Here is a 26,971-nt window from a genome sequence, read left to right on the forward strand (position 1 = left end):
GACTTTTCGATCATGTCCAACGATGCGTCACCCCCCTCGCCGGCGGCCAGCGCCGCGCCGCTTCTGGACGCGCGCGACGTGCACGGCGGCTACGGCAGTATGAACATCTTGAACGGGGTCGACATGACCCTCTACGCCGATGAGGTCGGCGTGATCGTCGGCCCCAACGGCGCCGGCAAGTCCACCATGTTGAAGGCGGTGTTCGGCCTTTTGAACGTCAACCAGGGCGAGATCCTGCTGGGCGGCGAGCCGATCCAGAATCTGGCGCCGAACCAGCTGGTCAAGCGCGGCATGGGCTTCGTCCCCCAGGAGAAGAACGTCTTCCCGAGCCTCTCGGTGCAGGAGAACCTGGAGATGGGCGCGTATTTGAAGCCGCACAACGTCAAGCGCATGCTCGAGCAGGTCTATGAGTTCTTCCCACCGCTCAAGGACAAGCGCCGCCAACCCGCCGGCGAGCTCTCCGGTGGCCAGCGCCAGATGGTCGCCATGGGCCGCGCGCTGATGGCCGAGCCCACACTCCTGCTGCTCGACGAGCCCACCGCCGGGCTCTCACCGCTCTACATGAACGAGATCTTCGATCGGGTAAAGAAGATCAACGCCGCCGGCGTCGGCATTTTGATGGTCGAGCAGAACGCCAAGCAGGCGCTCGCCATCGCCGACAAGGGCTTCGTGCTGGCCGCCGGCCAGAACCGCTTTACCGATACGGGGGCGGCGCTTTTGGCCGACCCGGATGTCGCCAAGAGCTTTTTGGGCGGCTAGCCCGGGGGAGATACTCGTGAACGAACTGGTCTTTTTCATCAATAACGTCCTGATCGCCGGCAGCGTCACCGGGTCGATCTACGCCATTGGGGCGATCGGCGTGACGCTGATTTTCAGCATCATGCGCTTCGCTCACTTCGCCCACGCCGACATGATGACCTTCGGCGCCTTCATGGTGCTGCTGCTCGCGTCGGCCTTTCCCGCCGCGGGCGCCAGCATCGGCGTGCCCACCGCGCTGATCATGCTGCCGCTGGCCATGGCGCTCACTGCCCTGCTCGCCGTCGGTATCGATAAGGCGTTCTACAAGCCACTGCGCGCTCACGGGGTCAAGCCTATCGTCATGGTCATCGGCTCCCTCGGGGTGACGCTGATGCTGCAGGGGTTGATTCGCCTGTTCGCCGGCACCGGCGGCCAGAGCCTTTATGTCGATGACCGTAAGGAGATTTTCCGGCTGGGGCTGCCTTTCGAAGGCGCCCGAGCCCCCATCGTGGTGACCGAACCGCAGCTCTATCTGTTCGTGATCACGGTGGTGGCGGTCGTGGCGCTGGCGGTGTTCTTGAACCGCTCGCGGCTGGGCAAGGCGATGCGCGCCATGTCGGACAACCCGGAACTCGCTCAGGCCTCGGGTATCAACACCAACACCATCGTGGCGGTCACCTGGATAATCGCCGGCGGCCTGGCCGCCATTGCGGGTACGCTTTTGTCACTGGATGTGACCTTCAAGCCGGATCTGAGCTTCTTTCTGCTGCTGCCGATCTTCGCCGCCGCCATCGTCGGCGGGGTGGGCCATCCCTACGGGGCGATCGCCGGCGGTTTCGTGGTGGGCTTTGCAGAGACCCTGGCGGTGTTCAATTGGAACGTGCTGCTGCGCCCGTTTCAGGAGCGCCTGCCCGAGTGGCTGGAGCTTCCGTCGAATCTCGCCTTCGTGGGCACTGAGTACAAGATCGTGGTGCCGTTTTTCATTCTCGTGGCGATTCTGATCTGGCGCCCCACGGGGCTCTTCAAGGGCAAGGTGATCTAATGAACGATAAAACCTCCTCCTATACGCCCCGCGATGCCACCGTCACGCGGCGCTTCCCGCTGCGCGAGGTGGTGCTGTTCGCCGCGCTTTTGGTCGCGGTGCTCGGCGTCTACGCGCTGATGGGCGCGGCCTACAGTACGCGCATGCTGGTCGAGGCGGCCTGCTACGCCATTCTGGCGCTCGGCCTGACCATTCAGTGGGGCTACGCCGGGCAGTTCAACGCCGGCGTCATGGGCTTCGTGGCCCTTGGCGGCTTTAGCGCCATGCTCTTTAGCGTACCGGTCAACGACGCTTTCTGGGGCACGGAGCTTCCCTTCGAGCTTGGCCGCGTGCTGCTTTACGGCATCGCCGCGGTGCTATTGGTGGTCGGCGTGAGCCGGCTCGACCGTTTCGGCATGCCCAAACGGCTGCGCACCGTGGTCACCGTGGTGGTGGCGGTAGTGCTTTATCTCACCGTGATCAGCATGCTTCGTGAGGTGACCGGCGAGATTCAGGCCCGCGCCGGCTTCGTCGGCGGTTTCGGCCTGCCGCCCTGGACGGGTTGGATCGTCGGCGGCGCGCTTGCCGGCGGCGTGGGCTACTTCATCGGCCATATTTGTCTCGGGCTTCGAAGCGACTACCTGGCGATCGCCACCCTCGGTATCGCCGAGATCATCAAGGCGTTTTTGAAAAACTCCGACTGGCTGACCCGCGGCACCGCCACGGTCTCGCCGCTGCCCTGGCCGACGCCGGGGCCTGCCGAGCTCGGCTTCACGCTGTCGCGGGCGATCTATCTATCGCTGACCGCGGTGATCATCGCGGCGATCTTCTTTTTGCTCCACCGCGCCTACCACGCCCCCTGGGGACGGATGATTCGCGCCATTCGTGACAACGAAGTCTCCGCGGCGGCCATGGGCAAGGACATCAACAAACGCCGCCTCGAAATCTTCGTGCTGGGCTGCATTCTGATGGGCCTGGGCGGCGGCGTGCTGGGCACCTTCAACAGCCTCTTCGACCCCCAGGGGTATCTGCCGCTGAATCACACCTTTCTGGTGCTGGTAATGGTGATTCTCGGCGGGCCCGGCAACAACCTGGGCACGATCTTCGGCGCCGTAGCGGTGTACATCATCTGGATCATGTCCGAGCCGCTGGCGCTCTACGTCATGGAGCTGGTGACGAGTATCGGCGAAGGTGCGGGTTGGGAGATGCCCAGCAACCTGGACAGCCGCGCGCTGCAGGCCCGCGTACTGGTGATTGGCATGCTGATCACGATCGTGCTGCGCTTCGCCCCCAAGGGGCTGCTGCCGGAGAACATCAAGACCCACGGCTAAGCACCGGCCACCACGAAAAACGCCCCGGACTTTCGGTCCGGGGCGTTTTTTTACAAGGCTTCCACGCCTTGCAGCTTACAAATCGAGCTGGCCCTTGGTCACGAAGCTACCGTCTTCCACCGCCATTTCGACCACCACGCCAGGGACGTCGCCGTTATCGTCGAACTCGTGCGAGCCGGAGGCGCCTTCGTAGTTGATCTCGGTGCCCGCGGCGATCAGCTCCACGGCCTTCTCCCACTCGCCGGGCAGGATGACCTCGCCAGGGGCGCTCGAGACGCTGCGCAGCGCCTCACTCAAACCTTCGCGCTCGGCGCTTCCGTTCTGCTCGATGGCCAGCGCCAGCAGGAAGGCGGCGTCGTAGGCCTGGGCGGCAAATACGGCGCTGGGGTCGAAGCCAGCATCATTAGCGGCGCTCTCGAAGATCTCGGTGCCGGGGAGATCCGGGCTGCCCGGGCGCGTGGCGATCATGCCATCCAGCACGTCGGCACCGATCGCTTCCACCAGACTATCGCCGACCATGCCGTCGGCGCCCACGTACTGGGTAAACATGCCGCTTTCATACGCCTGGCGCAGTACGGTCTGGCCCGAGGTATCGGCATAGGCCAGCACGACCAGCGTGTCGGCGCCGCCGGCGGAAAGCGCACCGAGCTCAGAGCGGTAGTCGGCGCGGTTGTCTTCGTGGGCGAGGTTGTCGGTGATCTCGCCGCCGCCAGCTTCGAACGCCGTGCTGAAGGCGTCGGACAGCCCCTGGCCGTAGTCGTTGTTGACGAAGGTGACCGCGACCACGTCGATGCCCTTGTCGAGCAGCAGCTTGGCGAGCATTTCACCCTGGAAGGCGTCCGAGGGCACGGTACGGAACACCAGATCGTTGTCGTCGAGCTCGGTGACCGCCGGCGCCGTGGAGGCCGGCGAGACCATCACCACCCCACCCGGGATCGCGGCGTTGTTGGCCGCGGCGATGGTCGCGCCGGTGCAAAGCGCGCCGACGATCGCCGTGACGTTTTCGGAGTTGACCATGCGGTCGGCGGCGTTGGAGGCCGCCGAGGCGTCAGAACAGGTGGTATCGCCGGACGGCATTGAAAGCGTTTCGCCATCCAGAATGCCGCCCTGCTCGTTGATCTGGGCCACGGCCAGCTGTGCGCCTTCGAAGATCGGCGGCGTCAGGCTTTCGATACCGCCGGTGAAACCGCCCAGAAAGCCGATTTTGACCTCGGCCTGAGCGGTGGCGGTCAAGGCAAGAGAGGACGCCGCGATGGCGGCGGCGAGTGTGCGTTTTTTGATCATGTTATTCGTCGCTCCCGGTATTTGAATCGCGCAGGCTGTCGCTCGCGCTGGTATCAATTTGAAACCGCCGGGTCGAAAATACAAGCTCCTTTTCTAACGCTTCTTAACGGCGCGGGCCTGGCGCATGTACAGGCGCTGGCGCTACAGCAAGGGTTCCAGATGGAAGGTTCGACTGAACCAGGCGTTGGCGTGACGCCACCAGCTGCCGGGCTCCTCCACAGCGCGCCGGCGTTCGCCTTCGTGCTCGTACGCCCACCCCAGCGCGCCATCCTCGAGGGTGACGCGGTAGCTGATCGTTGGCTGCTGCCCAATCTCGACCAGTTCGTCGAAAGCCTCTCGTAGCCCGTCGCTTTCGACCAGCACGCCCACCTCGGTATTCCAGAACACCGAGCGGGGGTCGACGTTGAACGAGCCGATAAACACCTGATCATCGAAACCCAGCGCCTTGATGTGCAGCGCCGAGGCGGAGGCGCCGGGTACGCGCATCTCCTCCGCGGTGGCATTGCCGCTCGCCTCCTGCTCCGGGCGCAGCTCGAAAAGGCGCACGCCGCTCTCGATGAGCCGCGCCCGCCAGGGCATGTAAGCGCCGTGCACCACGGCGGCATCCGTGGACGCAAGCGAATTGGTGATGATATCGATGGCCACGCCCTGGCCCGCCAGCGCCTCCAGCCGCTCAACGCCGGCCTCGGTGGGCACGAAGTAGGCCGAGATCATCACCAGCCGCTCGCGGCTTTCGGCGTGGCGCAAAAGCTCGCCCAAGAGCGTTGCCTGCCAGTGGGGCGCGCCGTCGGAGTGGATCTTGTCCGGGCTGTCCCAGAACGCCTGGGCGCTGCCCCAGAAAAGCGTGCGCCAGGGCGGCGCCTCGGAGGGCGACTCGCGCAGCCGGACGAGGTAGTCGGCCTCGGCGTTGTCGTCGAGCCAGCGGTCGAGCTCATCGGCGAAGGGCTGCCAGGCGCTCGCCTCAACCGAATGGTAGCGTGCGATCGGCTGGGCGAGAGCGTGATTCCAGTAGTCGTCGAAGCTTTGCGAAAGCTCGGGCACCACCTGGCCGATCGTGACCAGGTCCAGATCGGCGAAGTTGAGCGACTCGTTGGCGTCGAAGTATTCGTCGCCCAGGTTGCGCCCGCCGACGATGCCCACGGTGTTGTCGGCGATCCAGAGCTTGTTGTGCATGCGCCGGTGCTGGGTTTTGGGCGCGGTGAACGAGGCCAGCACCCGAGTGGCGAGATGGCCGCGGCCGAAGGCCACCGGGTTGAACACCCGCACCTCGATACGAGGATGGCTCGACAGTGCGGCCAGCCGCTCGCCCTGGCCGATCGCCCCCATGTCGTCGAGCAGCAGGCGCACCCGCACGCCGCGCTCGGCGGCCTCGATCAGCTCTTCCATGACCAGCCGCGTGGTCTGGCCGTCGCCGAACAGGTAGGTCTGGATATCCAGCGAGCGCTCGGCGCGGTGGATGAGTTCCACCCGGGTCTCGAACGCCTGCTGGCCGTTGGCCAGAAGCGCAAAGCCGTCCGGCGCGCTCTGCCCCTTTAGCGCGCGGGCGACCCGCTCGCCAAGCCAGGTATCCTCGGCCTGGGCGCGCTCGACCGCTACCTGCGCCTCGCGGGGAACGTCCTCGTCGACGCAGCCGGCAAGCGTCAGCGCCGCCACCAAAAGCGCGGCCAGCCACGGCCGGCGGCTAGCCATCGTCAGTGCCCGCCTCCAGGCGCGCGCGGCGCGCATCCGCCTCTTTACGCTGGCGGTTGCGCCGGTAGAGCCTGGCCAGCGCAATCAACAGCGCGGAAACGAGCATGAGGGCCAGCACCACGCCTTGCCAGGGGCGGGCGGCGTTGCCCATGACGGTTTCCAGCGCGATGATCAGCGTAAGCCCCAGCGCCTGGGAGCCGATCGCCAGCGCCCGCAGTACGTCGATGCCGGACGGGTACATGGAGTTCTCCGTAAACAGTGGCGTGCATGATATGGTGCCCCAGTGTAACTGCTCAACGGGAAAACCATGAACGCGATTGCCCTCGGCCCGCTCCTTCTTTCGCTGCCTCGCCTGTTCGCCCTGGGCGCCGCCCTTCTGCTGCTGCTGACGAGCCGCTACTGTCTGCCGCTTCCCGCGCGACAAAAAAGCCGCTGGTTCAGCGGGCTAATCCTTTGCTGGCTGGTGGGCGCGCGGGTGGGCTACGTGCTGCTCAATATCGAAAGCTTCATGGCGGCCCCGCTCGAGGCGCTCAAACTCTGGCAGCCGGGCTATCACCCGCTGGGCGGCTTTCTGGCCGGGCTCTTGTGGTGCGCCTGGTCGCTGCGCAACAGCCTCAAGGCGCTAGGCATCGCCGTCATCCTGCTGATTCTCAGCTCGGCGCTCTGGCTGGTGGCGGTCATGGTGAGCGTGGACGAGCAGCGCTTTGCAGTGAGCGCGCTACCCGAGGTGACGCTTGAAAACCTCGACGGCGAACCGGTTTACCTGCCGGACCTGGCCGCGCGCGGCGACCGGCTGATCGTCAATCTATGGGCGACCTGGTGCCCGCCGTGCCGGCGCGAAATGCCGCTTCTCGAGCAGGCCGACGGCCTGGAGGGAGTGAGCGTCGTCATCGTCAATCAGGGCGAGGATCTGCTGCCGGTGGTGCGCTATCTCGACGAGCAGGCGCTCTCCTTCGAGGTGGCGCTGCGCGACCCGAGCCAAACGCTGATGGCGCGTTTCGAAGCCCCGGGCCTGCCCACCACCGTGCTGTTCGACGCCGATGGCCGCACCCAGGAAGTCCACGTCGGCGAGCTGACCCGCGCCGAGCTCGACCGCTGGCTCGATAATTAAGCGACTCGGCGCTTAATACCGCCCCGCCTTTGCGTTAGAATCCCCCGCCCTATCGCCGCCTGAACGCAGGCGGCTCGCCCCGTTTTGAACTTCCTTGAGGCATCATGAGCGATTTTACCCCCGGCCAGCGCTTTATCAGCGACGGTGAGGCCGAGCTTGGGCTGGGCACCGTACTCAACTGCGACGCCCGCAGCGTGACCATCTTGTTCAGTGCCAGTCAGGAAACCCGCACCTACAACACCCGTCAGGCGCCGCTGACCCGGGTGGTATTCGGTAGCGGTGACCGGGTGATCGCCGCCGATGGCTGGCAGATCACCGTCAGCGAAAGCAGCGAGCGCCAGGGGTTGATCATTTACCAGGGCCTGGACGACGACGGCGTCGCCCGCGAGCTTCCCGAAACGCGCCTGGCCGACACCATGCAGTTCAACCAGGCCCGCGACCGTCTCTTGACCGGCCAGGTGGATCGCAACGACTGGTTCGACCTGCGCTTTCGCACGCTGCACCACCATCAGCGTATCGAGCAGCACGAAGCCCTCGGCTTTAGCGGCCCGCGCATCGACCTGATCCCTCACCAGCTCTATATCGCCGACGAAGTCGCGCGCCGCCACGCCCCTCGGGTACTGCTCGCCGACGAGGTGGGCCTTGGCAAGACCATCGAAGCCGGATTGATTCTGCACCGGCTATTGCTGGCCGGGCGCGTTTCCCGCGCGCTGGTGCTGGTGCCGGATAGCCTCACCCACCAGTGGCTGGTGGAGCTTCTGCGCCGCTTCTCGCTCAGCGTCACGCTGCTCGACGAAACCCAGAGCCAGGCCCAGGCCGGCGCCAACCCGTTCGAGAGCGCCCAGTTGATTCTGGCAAGCCAGGGGTGGCTATTCGCCAACGAGGCGCGCCAGGCCCAGGCGCTTGAGAGCGACTTCGATCTGTTGATCGTCGACGAAGCGCACCACCTGGACTGGCACGCCGACGGCGAAAGCGGCCCGGGCTATCGCTGCGTCGAGCAGCTCGCCGGCCAGATTCCCGGCCTTCTGCTGTTGACCGCCACCCCGGAGCAGATGGGCCTGGAGAGCCACTTTGCTCGCCTGCGCCTGTTGGACCCGGAGCGCTACCACGATATCGCGCGCTTCAAGCAGGAGGAGGCGCACTACGTCGAGGTGGCCGGTGCCATCGGGGCGCTCGACGCCCTGCCTTCCGAACGCGAGCGGGTGGCGGCGGTGGTCGATGACGCCGACGGCCAGGCGCTGCTGGACACATTGTGCCGCGAAAGCGAAAGCGACGACGCCAAGGCAGAGGTCAAAACGAAGCTTCGCGACGCGCTGCTCGACCGGCACGGCACCGGCCGGGTGATGTTTCGCAACAGCCGCCGCCACGTGGGCGGCTTTCCCGAGCGGCGTCTGCACCAGAGCACGCTGGAGTTGCCCTCGGCCTACCGGCGCGTGCTGCGCCGGGTCGAGCGCGACGAGGACTACTTCGACGAGCTTCTGATCGAAACCGGCATGGATCACCCGGACGTGCTGATCTACCCGGACGCCACCTACCGCGCGCTCTCCGATGACCCGCTCAATGGCGAGCCCTGGTGGCAGATCGACCCGCGGGTGAACTGGCTGCTCGAGAAGCTCGCCGACACCAGCGAGGAAGGCCTGGCCGGGGACAAGGTGCTGGTGATCGCGCACCACCGCGAAACCGCCGAAGGCCTTTCCGAGGCGCTGCGCGTGCTCGGCGGCTATCAGGCGCCGGTGTTCCACGAGGATCTCTCACTGATCGAGCGCGACCGCGCCGCGGCGGCCTTCGCCGACGAGGAAGAGGGCTGCCAGGTGCTGGTGTGCTCGGAGATCGGCTCCGAGGGGCGTAACTTCCAGTTCTGCCGGCATCTGGTGATGTTCGACATGCCCCAGCATCCGGATCAGCTCGAACAGCGTATCGGGCGCCTCGACCGGATCGGCCAGCGCCACGCCATCGAGCTGCACGTGCCCGCCTTCAGCGCCTCGCCCGGCGAGCGGCTTTTACGCTGGTACCACGAAGGCATGAGTGCCTTCGCTGCCCCCCACGGCGTCGGCAGCGAGCTGTTCGATACCTTCGGCGATGCGCTGGCCGATGCGCTTCTGGACGACGAGGCGCTCGACGAGATCATCGCTGACACACGCGCCTTCTTCACCGAGAAGATGGCCGAGCGCGAAGCCGGGCGTAACCGCCTGCTGGAACTCAACGCCTGCCGGAGTGAGCGCGCCGAGCAGGTGGTCGAGGCCGTGCGCGAGCTCGACGAGGATACTGCCCTGCCGCGCTATGTCGAACGGGCGCTGGACGTGTTCGGCGTCGACAGCCAGGAGATCGGCAACGACCTGCTTTATCTGGCGCCAGGCTCGCACATGCTCGACGGCCTGCCGGGACTGGTGAAAGGCGAGGAAGGGTTTTCCGCCACCTACCGGCGCGACGTAGCGCTGGCCCGCGACGACGTGCACCGGCTTGGCTGGGAGCACCCGCTGGTGCGCGAAATGATGGGCCGGGTGATCGACGGCACCATGGGCAACACCGCGCTTGCGCTGCTGCGCCACCCCGCCATCCCCAGCGGGCGGCTGATGGCGGAGCTGGTGTTCTGCACCCACTGCCCAGCGCCGAAGGCGCTGCACCTCAATCGCTTTTTGCCGCCCACGGCGGTGCGCGTACTGATGGACGAATCCGGTGCCAACCTGACCGCCAACATCTCCTTCACCGGGCTCTCGAAGAACGTCCAGAAGGTCAACAAGTCGATGGCCCGCGACCTGATCAAGAGCCGGGTGAGTGAGCTGCGCACGCTGTTGAGCCAGGGCGAAGCGGAGGCGGAAAAAGCGCTGCCGGGACTTTTAGAGCAGGCGCGCGAGAAGATGCGCGCCCAATTGGACGGCGAACTCGACCGGCTGCGCTCGCTCTCTCAGCACAACCCGGCGGTGCGCGACGAAGAGCTAGCGGCACTTGAGCGCGAGCGCGACGCGCTGATGGAAGCGATCGACGCCACCCGGCTGCGTCTGGACGCGGTGCGGGTGGTGATCACCGTCGACCCCAACGCCTGATCGGCGCCGGGCAGACCTCACCGTGGGTGGTGCGGTCAGTCGTCGAGGATATCGGCCAGCGCTTTGTCGAGGGTCGGGTAGCCGAAGTTGAAGCCCGCGGCGTGCAGGCGCTCCGGGCGCATGTCCGCCCCGGTCAGCAACAGCCGTGACATCTCTCCAAGCCCCGCCTTCAGTACGAAGGCGGGCACCGGAAAAATCGCCGGGCGGTTGAGGTGCCGCGCCAGGGTCTGGCTGAACTCGCGGTTGGTGACCGGGTGCGGGGCGCCGGCGTTGAACGGCCCTTCGAGCCCGGACTTGTTGATCAAGTACAGAATCGCCTCGACGAGGTCTTCCCGGTGCACCCAGGGCATGAACTGGCGGCCATCGCCGAAACGCCCGCCCAGGCCCAGCTTGAACGGCGGCAGCATTTTGGCGAGCGTGCCGCCACCTTCGTCGAGCACCAGGCCAATGCGCAGGATCGCAAGCCTTACCCCGAGCGCCTTGATGGGCTCGGCGGCCGCCTCCCACTGGGCGCAGAGCCGATGGGCGAATTCAGGGTGCGGCGGCGTCTCTTCGTCCACCTTCTTTTGGCCCTGATCGCCGTAGTACCCCATGGCCGAGCCGCTGACCATCACCGCAGGCAGCGGCTTGTCCGCTTTTTGCAGCGCCTTGCAGAACTCGACCAGCGCCGTAGTGGCCTCGACCCGCGAACTGATCAGGCGTTTTTTCTGCGCATCGCTCCAGCGCTTGCCGGCAATTGGCTCGCCGGCCAGATTGACGATGGCGTCCGGCGGGGTATCGATGAACGCCATCGCGCTCTTGCCGGTGTTGCACGCCCGCGGTAGCCCGCGAGCCGCCTGAGAGGGCGAGCGCGATACGACGTCGACCTGGTGGCCGCCGTCGATCAGCTTTTCACACAGACGCTTGCCGACAAAGCCCGTGCCGCCGGTGACGAGTATTCGCATCCAGAACCTCCTTTCGTCCGCAGGCTCAGCCCGCAGACGGTTAGTTACACAAATGCTGTACTAAAATGCTACGATAAGTATATTGAGTGTCATCCATTCACGCGAGGATTTATGCCCGAAAAAGCGCGCCGAGCCGCTCGCCCTGAACGCGTTGCCGTGATCGGCGCCGGCATATCAGGCCTTGCCTGCGCTCAAACGATGGCCGAACGAGGCATCAACGTGACTCTGTTCGACAAGGCGCGCGGCCCGGGCGGGCGCATGGCCAGCAAGCGCCGCCCGAGCGCCACGCTTGATCTGGGCGCCCAGACCTTTACCGCGCGCGACGCGCGGTTTTTGCAGCTGATCGAATCCCTCAAAAACCAGGGTGTCGTCGCCCGCTGGCCCGGCGTCAGTTTCGAGGCTGGCAACGCCGGCTGGACGAGGCTGGATGACGACCAGCGCCGCTATACAGGCGCTCCACGCATGAGCGCGATCACCCGCGAACTCGCCAACCGCCTTACGCGTTTTAAACACGTGAAGACCCACTTCGACACTCGCGTTCAGGCGCTGACGAAACCAGGCGATGGCCAGCACGGCTGGGCGCTTTGTGCTGATCACCATCAGCCGCTCGGCACCTTCGATACGGTCGTGATCACCGCTCCGCCCCCCCAAGCCGAGGCGCTGATCGGCGAGTGGGATCCTGTGCTGGCACAAGCGTGCAGCGCGCGCGCTCAGCGAAGCTGCTGGGCCGGTTACGTGGTGTTCAAGACGCCGCTGCCGCCGATCGATAGCGTCATCCATTGGGAATCGCTGCACGCGCGCCACGCAGCGCTCAGACTGGTATCGCGCAACCACACCAAGCCCGGCCGCGAGCACCAGCCGGAAAGCCTCAGCCTGCTCGCCCAGCTCGACTGGAGCGAGCAGATGCTCGAGCGCCCGGCGGGCGAAGTCGCCTGCGCGCTCTACGCCGCCTTTCGCTCGCTTTTACCGCGCGACATTGAGCTGCCCGACATCGTCGAGCTGGGCGCTCACCGCTGGCGCTACGCTCAGGCAAACGCGCCCGGTCACGAGTCATACTTGTACAGTGAACAGGGCCTTGCGCTATGTGGTGAGAGCTTTCGCGGCAGCCGTGTCGAGGATGCCTGGCTCTCCGGGCGGGAGCTTGGAAATGCATTGGCAGAGCTACCAGAGAGTTACCGAAATCAAACGTCCGTATAACGTTAGCCTGCGCAAGGTTGTACCCAACGTCAAAAAGTTGTACAAAGTACGCTACCAAAAAAGGCTTTAACGTTATACCAGACGGCGAGCAGACACATCTTTGCTGCGCGCCGCCGCCATTCATGAAAGATCCCTGGGGCATCGGCCCGAGGCAACCAAGAGGCAATGGCGCCCATGAGCAAGAAGGCGACCCACCCACCCGATACGCCACTTTACCCGATTCGGGAAGTTTCCCGACTGACGGGAGTAAACTCGGTCACCCTGCGCGCCTGGGAGCGCCGTTACGGGCTGATCTGCCCGCAGCGCACACCCAAGGGCCACAGGCTCTACGCCCAGGACGACATCATCCGCATCGAGCGGATCTTGCAGTGGCTCAATCGCGGGGTGCCGGTCAGCCAAGTGGCGGATCTGCTCGACCAGCCGGAAACCGTCGAGACCCCAGCCCCGGATGCCGGCGACTGGGCCAGCCAGCGCCAGCAGCTGTTGGCCACTATCGAGGCGATCGATCTGGCCAAACTCGAGTCGCTCTATCAGCAAAGCCTGGCGCTCTATCCGCTGAGCACCGCGGTCAACGAGCTGTGGCAGCCGGTGATCTCAACGTTGGAGGCGAAGTGGGCGATCGAACCGGATGACCTGGTGCGCCGCTCGCTGGAGGCGTTTCTGCGAAGCCAGGTCGGCATTCGCCTTCACTACGCCAACCAGGCCACCCGCGGTCCGCTGATTCTGCTCAACGCCATGCCCGACGACCCGGGTCCGCTTTGGGTGCTGATGACGGCGCTGATGGCGAGCGAACAGGGCTATCGGGTTCAGCTTCTCGACCATTCGCTTGCGCTCGAGGACCTGCCCCAGGCGGTAACGCGGCTGCACTGCTCGATGGTGCTATTGACCAGCGGCCAGCGCGAAAACGATGACTTCATCCGCCAGGCACTGCCGCGCGCCGCCACGTCGCTGAGCGTGCCGATTGGCGTGTGCGGCGAAGTCGCCCGCCAGCGCGATGTCGATCTGCGCGACAGCGATGTTCATATGCTCGGCGACGACCTGCCTCAGGCAATCGCCCGGCTGCGCCCGCTGCTGCGCGAATCCGGCATTCTGTAACGCCCTGCCATTCGGGTTTACTACTTTGTTGACGCCGGCTTTTCACCGCCGGCGTTTTTGACGCTCCAGGGAGGGAGTCATGGCGCTTCAGCTTGTCTGGTTTCGAACCGACCTTCGCACCTTCGATCACTCGGCGCTGGCGTCCGCCGCCGAGAAGGGCCCGGTGGTGGCGGTGTTTTTGCGCAGTGTCGAGCAGTGGCGCGAACACGGCCACGGCGCCAACAAGATCGACTTTTGGCACAGAAGCGTTCGCGCGCTGAAAGAGAGCCTGAACGCGCTCAATATTCCGCTGCTGCACCGCGATATCGGCCGCTATGACGAGGCGGCCGAGGCGCTTTTAGAGATCGCTCGCGAGCACGGTATCGAGCGGCTTCACTTCAACCGCCAGTACCCACTCAACGAGCATCGCCGCGACGCCCAGGTACTCGAGGCGTTCAAGCACGAAGGCATTCCCGCCCACAGCTACCACGACGCCGTTGCGTTTGCACCGGGTACGCTTTTGACCGGCAAGAACGAGTACTACAGCGTGTTCACCCCGTTCTCGAAGGCCTGGCACAAGAACCTGAAGGATTCGCAGCTGCACGTGCTGGACGCGCCGAAAAAGCAGGCCGCGCTCTCCATTGGCAACAACGCGATCCCGGCGCTGCCCGAACTCGATCAGACGCCGGTGAATCAGACGGCGTGGCCCCCCGGTGAAGACGCGGCGAGCGACGCGCTCGCGCGCTTTTTGCAAAAACGCGCCAAGCGCTATAACGAGCAGCGCGACTTCCCCGCCGTCGCCGGTACCAGCGAGCTCTCGCCCTATCTCGCCCTCGGGGTACTGTCGTATCGCCAGTGCATGCAGGCGGTGATGAGCCACAACGGCGGCCATCTCGCCGATGGTGACAAGGGCCTGACCACCTGGGTCAACGAGCTGGTCTGGCGTGAGTTTTATCAGCACGTGGCCTATGGCTTTCCCCGGGTGGTACGCCACGAGCCGTTTCAGGAACACACTAAAGCGCTTGAGTGGCGCGACGACGACGAGGGCTTCAAGGCCTGGTGCGAAGGGCGTACCGGCTACCCGATCGTCGATGCCGCCATGCGTCAGCTGGTCAATACCGGCTGGATGCACAACCGCCTGCGCATGGTCACCGCGATGTTTCTAAGCAAGCACCTGTTGATCGACTGGCGCCGAGGCGAGCGGTTTTTCCTTGAACACCTGGTGGACGGCGAGTTCTGCTCCAACAACGGCGGCTGGCAGTGGGCGGCCTCCACCGGCACCGACGCCGCGCCCTACTTTCGCATCTTCAACCCCACCACCCAATCGACGCGCTTCGACCCGGACGGCGAGTTCATCGCCGAGTGGCTGCCCGAGCTTTCCGAGCTTCCCGCCAAGGCGCGCCACGCCCCGCCGAGCGACATGCTAACGAAGCTCGACTATCCCGAGCCGATCGTCGATCACAAGGCGGCGCGCCAGCGGGCGCTGGAGGCGTTCAAGGCGCTTTGAACGCCCGACAGCCCGCGCCGACTCAACGATAGATCGACGATGGCGTGCATTCAGCGGTTTCCGGAAGTAGACTAGGCATGGCCTTGCCAGCCGTTCGTCGCGATCCCCGGCGCGTAACGCCGGTGCGACGGACGGCCAACGTCCACCTTGAACCTCGGAACGATTCAGTGACCAAGCAACATTCCTTTGATCGCGAAGAACTGCTGGCGTGCTCGCGCGGCGAGCTGTTCGGCCCCGGCAATGCGCAGCTGCCGGCACCCAACATGCTGATGCTCGATCGCATCACGCACATTCACGAAGAAGGCGGTGAGCATGGCAAGGGCGAGCTGATCGCCGAGCTCGACATCACCCCGGATCTCTGGTTCTTCGACTGCCATTTCCCAGGGGATCCGGTCATGCCGGGCTGTCTGGGACTGGACGCCATGTGGCAGCTGGTCGGTTTTCATTTGGGCTGGCTGGGTCATCCCGGGCGCGGTCGAGCGCTGGGCTGCGGCGAAGTGAAGTTCAGCGGGCAGATCCTGCCCGATGCGAAACTGGTCACGTACCGTATCAATATCAAGCGGGTCATCACGCGCCGGCTGATTCTCGGCATCGCCGATGGCACGGTGTCCGTGGACGGACGCGACATCTACCAGGCGAACGACTTGCGCGTTGGCCTATTCACCTCCACTGCGAATTTTTAACAGGAGGCTCCCATGCGACGAGTGGTAGTCACCGGCCTGGGCATCGTATCTTGTCTTGGCAATGACCAGCACCAGGTTCTGGACGCGCTGAAAAACGGGCGCAGCGGCATTCGCTTTAAAGAGGAGTATGCCGAGCGCGGTTTTCGTAGCCACGTGGCCGGAAGCGTACAGATCGATCTTGAAGCGCTGATCGACCGTAAGCTTCTGCGCTTCATGGGCGACGCCGCGGCCTACGCCTATGTGTCGATGGCGCAGGCCATAGAGGACGCGGGGCTAACGCCAGAGCAGGTCTCCAACGAGCGTACCGGGCTGATCGCAGGCTCCGGCGGCGCCTCCAGCGCCAACCAGGTCGAAGCCGCCGATGTGCTGCGCGACAAGGGGCTGCGTCGCGTCGGGCCGTACCGCGTCACCCGCACCATGGGCAGCACCGTCTCCGCGTGCCTGGCCACGCCCTTTCAGATCAAGGGCGTGAACTACTCGATCTCCTCGGCCTGCGCGACCTCGGCGCACTGCATCGGCAGCGCCATGGAGCAGATCCAGCTGGGCAAGCAGGATGTCGTGTTCGCCGGCGGCGGTGAAGAGGAGCACTGGACACTGTCGTGCCTGTTCGACGCCATGGGGGCGCTCTCGACCCACTACAACGATACCCCGGAAACCGCCTCGCGGCCTTATGACCAGACCCGCGATGGTTTCGTCATCGCCGGCGGCGGCGGCATGGTCGTGCTCGAAGAGCTCGAGCACGCGAAAGCGCGCGGTGCGAAGATCTACGGCGAAGTCGTGGGTTACGGCGCCACGTCCGACGGCGTCGATATGGTCGCCCCCTCGGGTGAAGGCGCCACGCGCTGCATGCGCCAGGCGATGGCCACGGTGGATGGCGATATCGACTACATCAACACCCACGGCACCTCGACGCCGGTTGGCGATGTCGCCGAGCTGAAAGCGATTCGCGAAGTCTTCGGCGACTCGACCCCGGCGATGAGTTCGACCAAGTCGCTGACCGGGCACTCGCTGGGCGCCACCGGCGTGCAGGAAGCGATCTACTCGCTGTTGATGATGCAGCATGGCTTCGTCGCCGCCTCGGCCAACGTCACCAAGCTCGACGAGCAGGCCGACGGCTTCGACATCGTCACCGAGCGGCGCGATAACGTCGCCATCGAGCGGGCGCTCTCCAACAGCTTCGGCTTTGGCGGCACCAACGCCTGTCTGGTGTTCCAGCGCTACGCCGACTAGTAGTGATACGCAGCAACAAAAACGGCGCCTGAAGGCGCCGTTTTTGTTGGTCTGTTCTGTGGGATGCCGGGTAACCCTACGCGAGGGCGCCGTACGCGGGCCGCTGTGAATACCTCCCTGTACGCTACTTTCGCCCTCCCTGGCGAAAGACCCACCCGGCAGCGCCAGCCTCAGCCGCCGCTAACTTAAAGCACACCAGGGCCGCGCAAAAGCTGGGCTCGAGTGTATTACCGAGCCCGAGGCGCGACGCTCATGGCCACGGGGTCGCCGCGGGGCACGTCAGAAATCTCCTCGAGGGTAGACTCGATCCAGCGCTCCACCTCGGCGAGCACCTCGTCCGGGGTGCGCCCGGCGGTTTCGATCGGCTCGCCGATGCGGACCCGCAGCTCGCCGGGCTGTTTGACCCAGTGGCGCCCGGGCCAGCGCTCGCCGGCGTTGTGCGCCACCGGCAGCACCGGCACGCCAGCCCGACACGCCACCACCGTGCCGCTCTTGTTGTAGCGCTTGCGGCGCCCCGGATCGACCCGAGTGCCCTCGGGAAAGATCAACACCGATAGCCCGCCTTGCAGCCGCGCCACGCCCTGGGTCAGCACCTGCTTCATCGCCCGCGCGGGTTTGGAGCGGTCGAGCCCGATCGGGCGTAACAAACGAAGCGCCCAGCCAAATATCGGAATGCGTAAAAGCTCCTGCTTGAGCACGGTACAGACCGGCGGCTTCATCACCTGCAGAAAAACGGTTTCCCATTCGCTCTGGTGATTGGCCTGAATGACGCAGGGCCCGTCAGGGATATGTTCGCGCCCCTGGATGTCGTAGCGCACATCGCACACGCACTGGAACCAGAAGATGACGAAGTAGTTGTACAGATTGAGCAGCCGATAGCGCCAGGCCAGCGGTAGAAACGGCGTGAGTGGCAAGAACAGCACGCCGCAGGCGAGCATCACCGTAAAGTAGCCCAGATAAAAGACCAGGCTGCGCAACACGTTGGTCAAGCCGACTCTCCTTGTTCGAGGCCTTGCTCAGGAGGGCTCTGGTCGCGGGTCAGGCACCAGGCGTCCAGCATTCGACCGACTTCCAGCCGCCAGGGCTTTTGATGAACGCCGAACACGTCCAGCACTCGGCGGCAGTTGAGCACGCGTCTGAGCTTGGCGTCGTGATGATGATTCAGCGCCGTGACCTCGCCCAGCGCCACCGCCTCGCCGCGCCCTTCCAGGTGCGTGACGAGCTGTGTGCGCACCATCGAGGTAAAGGTGAACGCGCTGACCGGCTCGATGCCCGCCAGGTGGTACGCCCCCCAGGCCTCGGCACCGCACCCCTGCTGAGCGAGCATGCCGATCAGCGCCATGGCGACGGAGTCCGCCGAGGTCGGGCAGCAGATCACGTCCTCGGCGGCGCGCACGCTCTGGCCCGCTACCAGACTATCGATGATGTCGCCAAGCCAGGCGTGGCTGCCGTCGAGCGCGAACAGCGGCCCCAGCCGCACGATCAAGTGGCGGTGGTACTCGGCGCGAATCCGATTGCCGGTGGCGACCAGACGCCGCAGGCTTTCGTCACGCGGCGCAGGCACCACGTGCTCGTCGATCGGAATCTCGAAGCCCTCTTCGTAGAGCTGATCCGATACGCACCAGACCAGCGCCACGCCGTGCGCCTTGCACGCCTGCATGCACGCATCGACCGCATCGGCGTAGGCCTTCACGTCGGCCGGGGGCATGGTGTGAGGCTCGGCCAGCGGCGGAATGATCACCGCATGAGGCGCGATCGCCCCAAGCTCCTGGGCGTCCACGCCCATGCCCTGCTCGATGACCAGCTCGGTATCCGCCCGGCGGCTGGCCTCGCGGGCCAGCGCCAGGCTCAAGCAGTGCCCGGCATCCAGTATCAAAAGCTTCAAGGCAGACGCTCTCCTCTCTCACTGCGCCAAACGTGGATCACATGAGCGACGGGGTTCAGAACGGAATTTCGTCGTCGAAATCGTCGAAGTTACCCGGGTCCGGCGCGCCGAAGCGGCCGTTTTGATCGTTCGGCGCGCTTTGGCCGCCGCGATTGGGTGCGCCTTGACCGCCCTGCGGGGGAGCACTCTGCTGACCGCCGCCGTACTGATTGCCCTGGGGCGGCGCGTTCTGATGGCTGGGCTGGTTGTTGGGCTGATTGCCAGGATAGCTCTGGCCACCCTGCGGGGCGCCGTTCTGATAGTTCTGCTGCGGCGCGCCGCCGCCCTGGAAATCGCCGCCGCGGCTATCGAGCATCTGCATGTCGTTGGCCACGATCTCGGTGCTGTAGCGGTCCTGGCCGTTCTGGTCCTGCCACTTGCGGGTTTGCAGGCGCCCTTCGACGTAGACCTTGGAGCCTTTTTTCAGGTACTGCTGGGCGATCTCGGCGGTCTTGTTGAACAGCACGACGCGGTGCCACTCGGTGCGCTCCTGGCGCTGGCCGCTTTGGCGGTCGGTCCAGGTATCCGAGGTTGCCAGATTCAGGTTCGCTACCGCCGTGCCCGACGGCGTGAAACGTACTTCCGGGTCCTGACCCAGGTTACCGATCAAAATGACTTTGTTAATCCCGCGCGCCATGGCTCGCTCCTATCTGGTAAGTCCGTACTGGTAAGTCCGTACTGGTAGTTCGGTTCTCGTATCCGTCGACCGCCCATCGGCGATCGCGCAGTGTCCTCGCAGGCGTTAAGGGTATCACCAATCCCGCCGCGACGATGTCTCTGTTTGTGTGTGCCGCTCAGGGCTTGTCCGTGGGAATCAGCTTGTCCAGCGCCCCGCGATCGAGCGCCTTGCGATTGACCTTGAGATACATCAGCCGCTCCTCCGGCACCACCATCACATCCTCCACGCCGACCACATCGGCGAGGCGCTGCATCAAAAGCTCCAGCGTATCCGGATGGGTGTCGTCGCCCAGCGCCACCACTTCGCTTGAAAGCGGCGGCGGCGAGGGCAGGCGCCACATGAACAGCCACCAGCCAAGCGCCAGCACCGCGCAGCCCACGAACACCGCGTCCAGACCGAAGGCGCTGGAAAGCGCCCCGCCCAGCGTGCCGCCCAGAAAGGCGCCGAGAAACTGGCTGGTGGAGTAAACCCCCATGGCGGTGCCCTTGGCGCCCGCCGGGGCGAGCTTGCTCAGCATCGACGGCAGCGTCGCCTCGAGCAAATTGAAGCCGGTGAAATAGACGAAGAGTCCAGCAAACAGCGCGTGGCCGTGGGAGATCGGCAGCGCCAGCGCCACCAAACTCAGACCGATCGCGCCGATCGCCACCAGACACACCGCCTTTATCTGCTGGCGCTTCTCGGCCAGGATCATCAGCGGCACCATGGCGACGAACGACAGCGCCATGATCGACAGATAAGCAAGGCCGTGGTACTCGATGGACACGCCCGCCTCGACGAGGCGAAACGGAATCGCGACGAAAATCGCCATCAGGATCAGGTGCAGCGAGAAGATCGACGCGTTCAAACGCCACAGATCCCACCGGGCCGCCACGCTCTTGAACTGGGCACGGTCCATGCCCACGTCCTTGTGGCGCAGCCGGCGCGGCGCCGGCGGCACCCAGCGCCACAGCACGAAGAGCCCGAGCAGCGTCAGCGCCGCCGTGACCCAGAATACCCCGGCAAGCCCGGCCTGGCTTGCAAGCCAGGGGCCGAGCACCATGGCGATGGCAAACGACACGCCGATCGAAAGCCCAATGGTAGCCATGGCGGCGGTGCGCACCTGTTCGCGGGTTTGATCCGCCAACAGCGCCATGATCGCCGCAGCCACGGCGCCGGCCCCCTGTAGTGCCCGGCCGGCGATGATGCCGCCAATGGAGTCGGCGCTGGCGGCCACGATACTGCCAAGCGCAAAAATCAAAAGCCCAAGGGCGATGATGCGTTTGCGCCCGAAACGGTCCGACAGCAGGCCGAAGGGGATTTGCAGTGTGGCCTGGGTGAGCCCGTAGACCCCCAGCGCCACGCCGACCAGCAACGGCGTGGCGCCGGACAGCGTGTCGGCGTAGAGCGCCAGCACCGGCAGCACCATGAAAAGCCCGAGCATGCGGGAGGCATAGAGCCCGGCCAGCCCACTGATTGCGCGGCGCTCGGAAGCCAGCAGCAGTGTGGAGAGGTTGCGCATAGTGCCCTTTGAAGTAGAACCAGGTGAACGAGCGGTACCCGTCGAGGCGCCTTTGAAACGCGCGCCTTCAAGACAACCGACGATGAAATGCCGATTTGGAAAAGCCCTCCATTCTAGCGCTTCGCGCCGGCGCTGGAAACGCTCGCCTTGCGACAAAGCGTCCCGCCCGCTTTGCTGTAATGGGGCATAAGTACTTATAATTACGCTTTTGCCACGCGATTCGAGGTGTTGATGGACAGCATTCTGGTCAGAGGTGCACGCACTCACAACCTCAAGCAGATCGATGTGGAGCTGCCGCGCGACAAGCTGATCGTGATTACCGGCCTTTCCGGCTCGGGGAAATCCTCGCTTGCATTCGATACGCTATACGCCGAAGGGCAGCGCCGCTACGTGGAGTCGCTCTCCACCTACGCGCGCCAGTTTCTTTCCATGATGGAAAAGCCCGATGTCGACCACATCGAGGGGCTCTCCCCGGCCATTTCCATCGAGCAGAAGTCGACCTCTCACAACCCGCGCTCCACCGTCGGCACGATCACCGAAATCTACGACTACCTGCGCCTGCTGTTCGCCCGCGCCGGCACGCCGCGCTGCCCGGAGCACGGCGAGGACCTGGAAGCGCAGACCATCTCGCAAATGGTCGACCAGGTGATGAACCTGGAGGAAGGCACCAAACTGATGCTGCTGGCGCCGGTGGTGAAGGGCCGCAAGGGCGAGCATCTGCAGCTTCTGGCCGAGCTTCGCGCCCAGGGCTTCGTGCGCGTGCAGATCGACGGCCAGATCCTCGAACTCGACGACATCGCCCCGCTCGACAAGCGTAAAAAACACGACATCAGCGTGGTCGTGGATCGCTTCAAGGTGCGCGACGATATCGCTCAGCGCTTGGCCGAGTCCTTCGAGACCGCGCTGAACCTGGCCGACGGCACGGCGATGATCCACTTCATGGACGGCGACCGGGAGGACCTGGCGTTCTCCTCGCGCTTCGCCTGCCCGGTGTGCGGCTACTCGCTCTCCGAGCTCGAGCCGCGCATGTTCTCGTTCAACAACCCCGCCGGCGCCTGCCCCACCTGCGACGGTCTCGGCATCCAGCAGTATTTCGACCCGGAGAAGCTGATCAGCCACGACGAGCTGTCGCTTGCCGAAGGCGTGATCAAGGGCTGGGACCGGCGCAATATCTACTACTTCACCCAGCTTCAGGCGCTGGCCAGCCACTTCGATTTCGCCCTCGAAACGCCCTGGAACGAGCTCTCCAAACGCCAGCGCGACATCATTCTCAACGGCAGCGGCAACGAACCCGTGCCGTTTAGCTACGTCAGCGACCGCGGGCGCAAGGTGACCCGCGAGCACGCCTTCGAAGGCGTGCTGCCCAACATGCAGCGCCGCTATCGGGAAACCGAATCGAACATGGTGCGCGACGATCTGGCCAAGTACATCGCCATGAAGCCCTGTACCGACTGTAACGGCACGCGCTTGCGTCGCGAGTCGCGCCACGTCTTCGTCGACGATCGCAACATCGCCGACATCGTGCGCACGCCGATCGGCGAGGCCTGGGACTACTTTGCCAACCTCGCGCTTCCCGGGCGCAAGGGCGAGATCGCCGAGAAGATCGTCAACGAGATCCACTCACGCCTGGAGTTTCTGGTCAACGTCGGGCTCGACTACCTGAACCTCGAGCGCAGCGCCGACACGCTCTCCGGCGGCGAGGCGCAGCGTATCCGTTTGGCGAGCCAGATCGGCGCGGGGCTGGTCGGGGTCATGTACATTCTCGATGAACCCTCGATCGGCCTGCACCAGCGCGACAATGATCGCCTGTTAAAGACGCTGGAGCGACTTCGCGACCTGGGCAACACCGTGATCGTCGTCGAGCACGACGAGGACGCGATCCGCGCCGCCGATCACGTCCTCGATATCGGTCCGGGTGCCGGCGTGCACGGTGGTGAGATCGTCGCCCAGGGCACGCCCCAGGACATCATGGACAACAAGAACTCGTTGACCGGGCAGTACCTTTGCGGCACTCGCGAAATCGCCGTGCCGCCGTATCGCATTCCCGGCAATCCGGAAAAGCAGCTGGTGGTGCGCGGGGCGACGGGCAACAACCTGCAAAACGTCACGCTTACGCTGCCGCTGGGGCTGTTCATCGCCATCACCGGGGTATCGGGTTCGGGCAAGTCGACGCTGATCAACGGCACCCTGATGCCGATCGCCGCCCGCGATCTCAACCGGGCCACCACCATGACACCGGCGCCCTACAGCGCCATCGAAGGGCTCGACCAGCTCGACAAGGTCATCGACATCGATCAAAGCCCGATCGGGCGCACGCCGCGCTCCAACCCGGCAACCTACACGGGCATCTTTACCCCGATCCGCGAGCTGTTCGCCGGCACCCAGGAGGCGCGCTCGCGAGGCTACAAGCCCGGGCGTTTCAGCTTCAACGTCAAGGGCGGACGCTGCGAAGCGTGCCAGGGCGAGGGCATGATCAAGGTAGAAATGCACTTTCTGCCGGACATCTACGTGCCTTGCGACGTGTGCAAGGGCAAGCGCTACAACCGCGAAACCCTGGATATTCATTACAAGGGCAAGAACATTCACGACGTGCTGGAAATGACCGTCGAGGAGGGCCTCGAGTTCTTCAGCCCGGTGCCGGCCATCGCCCGGCGCCTGCAGACGCTTCTGGACGTCGGGCTCTCCTACATTCGCCTGGGTCAGAGCGCGACCACGCTTTCCGGCGGCGAAGCCCAGCGGGTGAAGCTTGCCCGCGAGCTTGCCAAACGCGATACCGGCCAGACGCTCTACATTCTGGATGAGCCGACCACCGGTCTACACTTCGAGGATATTCGCCAGCTCTTGACGGTGCTCCATCGCCTGCGCGATCACGGCAACACCATCGTGGTCATCGAGCACAATCTCGATGTGATCAAGACTGCGGACTGGATCGTCGATCTGGGCCCGGAAGGCGGCTCCGGCGGCGGGCGGATCATCGCCGAGGGCACCCCGGAGCAGCTGGTGAAGAAAAAAGGCTCGCATACCGGGCAATTTTTGGCGCCGCTATTGCAAAAAAAGAAGTGAAAAAATAAAAAAACGATAAGGCAATGTCAGGCAAGCCGCCGTATCGTTCCCCTTTGGCCGTCACCGCCGGCCCTGAGCGGCGGCACAGCCCGGGCACGCAGTCAAGAGAAGGAGACACCGAGCATGAGTCAGGAAAAGAGCTGTATTGTTCGCCACTTCAACCATTATTACTCGTTGTCAAAAGACGAAGAGCAGCTGCTTGATTCGCTCGAAGAGAGCCCGCTCGATCAAAAGGCGGGGTCACTTCTGTGGGAGATGAAGGACCCCGCTCAGGAGTTTTGCACGCTGCGAAGCGGCTGGGCCTACTCCTATCGCCATTTGGAAAACGGCGATCGCCACATCATGGAGGTGTACCTGCCCGGTGACATCATCGGCCTGCGCGAATTCGCCTTCTCCCAGCGGCTGGAAAACGTGCGCTTCATCACCGACGCTGTGGTGTGCCGTTTTCCGCACAAGCGGATGATCGATCTGTTCAGCCAGTCGCTGCCGCTGACCTCGGTCATGTTCGCCATCAGCAGCCGCCAGCAGTCGCTTCTGACCGAGCGGCTGGTGAACCTGGCAAGACGCACCGCCCGCCAAAAAATGGCCCATTTCATCCACGAGATGTACGTCCGCCTGAGCCAGACCAACCCGGATTTGACCGGGCAGTTTCGCCTGCCGCTCTCCCAGGAGCAGCTCGCCGACGTACTGGGACTCAGCCCGGTGCACGTCAGCCGCACGTTCACCGCGCTTAGCGAGGCGGGGCTCATTTATCGCGACCGCCATCACATCAACATACCGGACCTGGCGGCGCTTGCCGCCGAAGGCGAGTTCGACGACTGTTACTTAAGCGACAACGTGCGGCCGCTGCTCGGCCAGTCGGAGTGATGCGTATCTTTTCTCGACATCAATACTCGGCGCACCGTCCCATGACGTCTCACACTGTTGCCGCGGCAGCGCTCGGCGTCGCCGGGCTCTTCGTTTTCGCCACCGCCGCCCAGGCGGCGCGCTATCCGGTCAGCGATGACACCGCCTTCGGCGCCTGGCACGCCGCGACGACCACCGATGCCGGCCAGCGTCACTTTCGCGCGCTGGAGGCCGAAAGCTATTCGGACGCCATTTTGAGCGTGAACGCTACCGAAGGTGTGTGCCACCTGCCCTGGCTCGAACTACGCGTGACCCTAAAAGAGACGCAGTCCGAGAGCCGCGCGGTGAACCTGGTCCCGGCGCGGCTGCGCGTCGACCAGACGCCGATCATGGAGACCATGGCGGAGTTCATCGTCGAAGAGGGGGATGACGGCTTCTACAGCCACTTCTACCTGGGCGAGCTCGACGCGCTACTGGCGCGCATGAGTGAAGGCGAGCAGCTGTTCATCGGCTTCGAGCAGGGGAGTGCCACGCCCTGGACCATGACGTTTGATCTCGACGGCGCCGGCAAGGCGATTCAGGAGATGCAGCGACGCTGCGCCGGGGCTTAAGGCGTAACCCGCGCCGGCTCCGGGGCGGGAGTTCGCAGCACGAATTCGACGCGGCGGTTGGCGGCGCGCCCTTCCCGCGTGTCGTTGCCGGCGAGCGGGCGCGTGTCGGCGTAGCCCACGGCGCGTAGCCGCTGCCGCGCCACGCCCTCCTGCTCGAGATGGCGCACCACCGCGATCGCCCGCCCGGTCGAAAGCTCCCAGTTGGAGGCGAACGCCGCGGTCGAAATCGGCACGTTATCGGTATGGCCTTCCACCGACACCTCGCCCTCGAAGGTGTCGATCACCTCGCTCAATCGCTCGAGCACGCCTTCGCCCTGGGGGGTCAACTCGGCGGCGCCGCTGGCGAACAGCAAGCTGTCGTCGATGCGCAGGGTCACGCCTTCGCGCCCCTGGCTGACGCTTACGCCCTGAATGTCGAGCGCGGCCATGGCCGGCGATAGACCGCTGTCGCGCGGCAAGATTCCCGAGGAGAGCGGCTGAAGGCCTTGGCCTTCGTTTGATGCCTCGCCGCCGCTACCCGCCGGCGTCAGTGCCAGCAGCAGCACGAACAGCGTGATCAGAAGCGTCAACACGTCGAGGTAGCTGGTCAGCCACCCCTCCTCGCCGTCGCCGCCGGTGAAGGGCGATTCCAGCGCGTGGCGGGCGTCACAATTGAGCATGGCGCTAGCCTTTCGCCGCGACGCCGCTGCCTGGGCGCGGCTTCACATGGGGGTCGTTGATCTCATCGTGGTAGTTGGCCACGAACGAGTTCAGCGTCTCTTCGATGAACGACGGCAGCCGGCGCTTGGTGATCAGCGAAATGCCTTCGAGCACCATGTTCATGGTGATCAGGCGCTCCTCGGTGCGCCGCTCGAGCTTCACCGCCACCGGTTTGAACACCAGATTCGCCAGTAGGATGCCGTAGAAGGTGGTGAGAAGCGCCACCGCCATGCGCGGCCCGATCACCTCGAGATCCCCCGCGTCCATGACTTCGAGCATGTTGACCAGCCCGACCAGGGTGCCGATCATGCCAAACGCCGGGGCATAGGTCGCCATGGTGCGAAAGATCTGCGCCTCGGCGTGCTCGCGCGCCTTGAGCCTGGCGATGCGCCAGCGCAGCATGTCAAAGATCTCGTCTTCCTTGGTGTTGGCGATGACGAGCTGGATGCCGGTGCGCAAGAACGGGTTGCGGGTGTGTTCGAGCTCGCGCTCTACCGCGCGCACGTCGCCCTTGAACCAGAGCCTGGCCATGGAGACCAGCTCGTCGATGTCGTCGCGCACGAAGGTATTCTCGCGGCGAAATACCAGCCCCACCAGGCGGACCACGCGCACCACCTCCTTGAGCGGATAGCTGATGAAGGTCGCCGCCAGCGTGCCGGTGATGACGATGGCAAGCCCGGGCAGGTTGATAAAGCTTGCCGCGGACTCCGCGGTAAAGAACAGTACGCTCACCAGCAACAGGATGCTGGCGCCTATTCCAATCAGGGTAGAGGGGTTCATCGACGGCTCCTCGCCGGT

23 protein-coding genes are annotated in these 26,971 nt (G+C 64.8%); 13 read left to right on the forward strand and 10 right to left on the reverse strand.

The features are described from left to right. Window positions 1-12 precede the first annotated feature (12 nt). Genes RN347_RS16180 through RN347_RS16190 form a run of 3 tightly spaced genes read left to right on the forward strand, consistent with a single transcriptional unit; the run spans window position 13 to window position 3,090 of the window. Window positions 13-759, forward strand: a complete 747-nt coding sequence (locus RN347_RS16180) for an ABC transporter ATP-binding protein (RefSeq protein WP_263585825.1) — start codon at window positions 13-15, stop codon at window positions 757-759. A gap of 16 nt (window positions 760-775) precedes the next feature. After that, window positions 776-1,780: a branched-chain amino acid ABC transporter permease gene (locus RN347_RS16185; protein WP_311958918.1), complete on the forward strand. Its 1,005-nt coding sequence runs from the start codon at window positions 776-778 to the stop codon at window positions 1,778-1,780. Continuing rightward, window positions 1,780-3,090, forward strand: a complete 1,311-nt coding sequence (locus RN347_RS16190) for a branched-chain amino acid ABC transporter permease (protein ID WP_311958919.1) — start codon at window positions 1,780-1,782, stop codon at window positions 3,088-3,090. Before RN347_RS16185 ends, RN347_RS16190 begins: the two co-directional genes overlap by 1 nt. A gap of 75 nt (window positions 3,091-3,165) precedes the next feature. On the opposite strand, the gene RN347_RS16195 is transcribed toward RN347_RS16190, so the two are convergent. The 3 genes from RN347_RS16195 to RN347_RS16205 form a co-directional block, all read right to left on the reverse strand. Next, window positions 3,166-4,374 (reverse strand): ABC transporter substrate-binding protein, encoded by a 1,209-nt coding sequence (locus RN347_RS16195; protein ID WP_311958920.1) that lies wholly within the window; start codon window positions 4,372-4,374, stop codon window positions 3,166-3,168. Window positions 4,375-4,515: 141 nt separating this feature from the next. Further along, window positions 4,516-6,063: a phospholipase D family protein gene (locus RN347_RS16200; RefSeq protein ID WP_311958921.1), complete on the reverse strand. Its 1,548-nt coding sequence runs from the start codon at window positions 6,061-6,063 to the stop codon at window positions 4,516-4,518. After that, window positions 6,056-6,304 carry a hypothetical protein gene (locus tag RN347_RS16205; protein ID WP_311958922.1) on the reverse strand — a complete coding sequence of 83 codons (249 nt, stop codon included), beginning with the start codon at window positions 6,302-6,304 and terminating at the stop codon, window positions 6,056-6,058. The genes RN347_RS16200 and RN347_RS16205 overlap by 8 nt, the downstream gene beginning before the upstream one ends. A gap of 66 nt (window positions 6,305-6,370) precedes the next feature. Between RN347_RS16205 and RN347_RS16210 the strand changes: the two genes are divergently transcribed. Both RN347_RS16210 and rapA read left to right on the forward strand, forming a co-directional pair. After that, a complete protein-coding gene (locus RN347_RS16210) occupies window positions 6,371-7,174 on the forward strand; it encodes a TlpA disulfide reductase family protein (protein ID WP_311958923.1) in 804 nt (267 codons plus the stop codon). A gap of 104 nt (window positions 7,175-7,278) precedes the next feature. Next, window positions 7,279-10,218, forward strand: a complete 2,940-nt coding sequence (gene rapA / locus RN347_RS16215; protein ID WP_311958924.1) for an RNA polymerase-associated protein RapA — start codon at window positions 7,279-7,281, stop codon at window positions 10,216-10,218. A 35-nt stretch (window positions 10,219-10,253) separates the two neighbouring features. Here rapA and RN347_RS16220 read toward each other — a convergent pair whose 3' ends face one another. Next, window positions 10,254-11,162, reverse strand: coding sequence for a TIGR01777 family oxidoreductase (locus RN347_RS16220; RefSeq protein WP_263585817.1), 909 nt, complete (start codon window positions 11,160-11,162; stop codon window positions 10,254-10,256). Between the two features lie 198 nt (window positions 11,163-11,360). On the opposite strand from RN347_RS16220, the gene RN347_RS16225 reads away from it, so the two are divergent. From RN347_RS16225 to fabB, 5 genes are all read left to right on the forward strand, one after another. Next, the gene (locus RN347_RS16225) at window positions 11,361-12,359 is read left to right on the forward strand and encodes an FAD-dependent oxidoreductase (RefSeq protein ID WP_311960862.1); all 999 of its coding nucleotides are present in this window, start codon (window positions 11,361-11,363) and stop codon (window positions 12,357-12,359) included. 174 nt (window positions 12,360-12,533) lie between these two features. After that, window positions 12,534-13,454 carry a MerR family transcriptional regulator gene (locus RN347_RS16230; RefSeq protein ID WP_263585815.1) on the forward strand — a complete coding sequence of 307 codons (921 nt, stop codon included), beginning with the start codon at window positions 12,534-12,536 and terminating at the stop codon, window positions 13,452-13,454. A 79-nt stretch (window positions 13,455-13,533) separates the two neighbouring features. After that, window positions 13,534-14,940, forward strand: coding sequence for a deoxyribodipyrimidine photo-lyase (gene phrB, locus RN347_RS16235; protein WP_263585814.1), 1,407 nt, complete (start codon window positions 13,534-13,536; stop codon window positions 14,938-14,940). Window positions 14,941-15,107: 167 nt separating this feature from the next. Beyond that, on the forward strand, window positions 15,108-15,623 hold the full coding sequence (gene fabA / locus RN347_RS16240; protein ID WP_252105831.1) for a 3-hydroxyacyl-[acyl-carrier-protein] dehydratase FabA: 516 nt from the start codon (window positions 15,108-15,110) through the stop codon (window positions 15,621-15,623). Window positions 15,624-15,635: 12 nt separating this feature from the next. Further along, window positions 15,636-16,853, forward strand: a complete 1,218-nt coding sequence (gene fabB / locus RN347_RS16245) for a beta-ketoacyl-ACP synthase I (RefSeq protein ID WP_263585813.1) — start codon at window positions 15,636-15,638, stop codon at window positions 16,851-16,853. Between the two features lie 227 nt (window positions 16,854-17,080). On the opposite strand, the gene RN347_RS16250 is transcribed toward fabB, so the two are convergent. The 4 genes from RN347_RS16250 to RN347_RS16265 form a co-directional block, all read right to left on the reverse strand. Then, a complete protein-coding gene (locus tag RN347_RS16250; protein ID WP_263585812.1) occupies window positions 17,081-17,842 on the reverse strand; it encodes a 1-acyl-sn-glycerol-3-phosphate acyltransferase in 762 nt (253 codons plus the stop codon). After that, complete coding sequence (locus RN347_RS16255) at window positions 17,839-18,738, reverse strand: sugar nucleotide-binding protein (protein ID WP_311958925.1); 900 nt, start codon at window positions 18,736-18,738, stop codon at window positions 17,839-17,841. Before RN347_RS16255 ends, RN347_RS16250 begins: the two co-directional genes overlap by 4 nt. A 55-nt stretch (window positions 18,739-18,793) precedes the next feature. Next, window positions 18,794-19,414, reverse strand: a complete 621-nt coding sequence (locus RN347_RS16260) for a single-stranded DNA-binding protein (protein WP_311958926.1) — start codon at window positions 19,412-19,414, stop codon at window positions 18,794-18,796. A 157-nt stretch (window positions 19,415-19,571) separates the two neighbouring features. Continuing rightward, complete coding sequence (locus RN347_RS16265) at window positions 19,572-20,954, reverse strand: MFS transporter (protein WP_263585809.1); 1,383 nt, start codon at window positions 20,952-20,954, stop codon at window positions 19,572-19,574. A gap of 231 nt (window positions 20,955-21,185) precedes the next feature. Between RN347_RS16265 and uvrA the strand changes: the two genes are divergently transcribed. The 3 genes from uvrA (at window position 21,186) to RN347_RS16280 (ending at window position 25,474) form a co-directional block, all read left to right on the forward strand. Beyond that, a complete protein-coding gene (gene uvrA / locus RN347_RS16270; RefSeq protein ID WP_311958927.1) occupies window positions 21,186-24,017 on the forward strand; it encodes an excinuclease ABC subunit UvrA in 2,832 nt (943 codons plus the stop codon). A 123-nt stretch (window positions 24,018-24,140) separates the two neighbouring features. Then, window positions 24,141-24,884 carry a Crp/Fnr family transcriptional regulator gene (locus RN347_RS16275; RefSeq protein ID WP_311958928.1) on the forward strand — a complete coding sequence of 248 codons (744 nt, stop codon included), beginning with the start codon at window positions 24,141-24,143 and terminating at the stop codon, window positions 24,882-24,884. A gap of 41 nt (window positions 24,885-24,925) precedes the next feature. Then, complete coding sequence (locus tag RN347_RS16280; RefSeq protein ID WP_311958929.1) at window positions 24,926-25,474, forward strand: hypothetical protein; 549 nt, start codon at window positions 24,926-24,928, stop codon at window positions 25,472-25,474. On the opposite strand, the gene RN347_RS16285 is transcribed toward RN347_RS16280, so the two are convergent. After that, the gene (locus RN347_RS16285) at window positions 25,471-26,133 is read right to left on the reverse strand and encodes an OmpA family protein (protein WP_311958930.1); all 663 of its coding nucleotides are present in this window, start codon (window positions 26,131-26,133) and stop codon (window positions 25,471-25,473) included. The genes RN347_RS16280 and RN347_RS16285 overlap by 4 nt on opposite strands. 4 nt (window positions 26,134-26,137) lie before the next feature. Further along, window positions 26,138-26,953, reverse strand: coding sequence for a MotA/TolQ/ExbB proton channel family protein (locus tag RN347_RS16290; protein WP_311958931.1), 816 nt, complete (start codon window positions 26,951-26,953; stop codon window positions 26,138-26,140). Window positions 26,954-26,971 lie beyond the last annotated feature (18 nt).

The sequence above is a fragment of the Halomonas sp. PAMB 3264 genome (genome assembly GCF_031954245.1).
Taxonomy (GTDB): Bacteria; Pseudomonadota; Gammaproteobacteria; order Pseudomonadales; family Halomonadaceae; genus Vreelandella.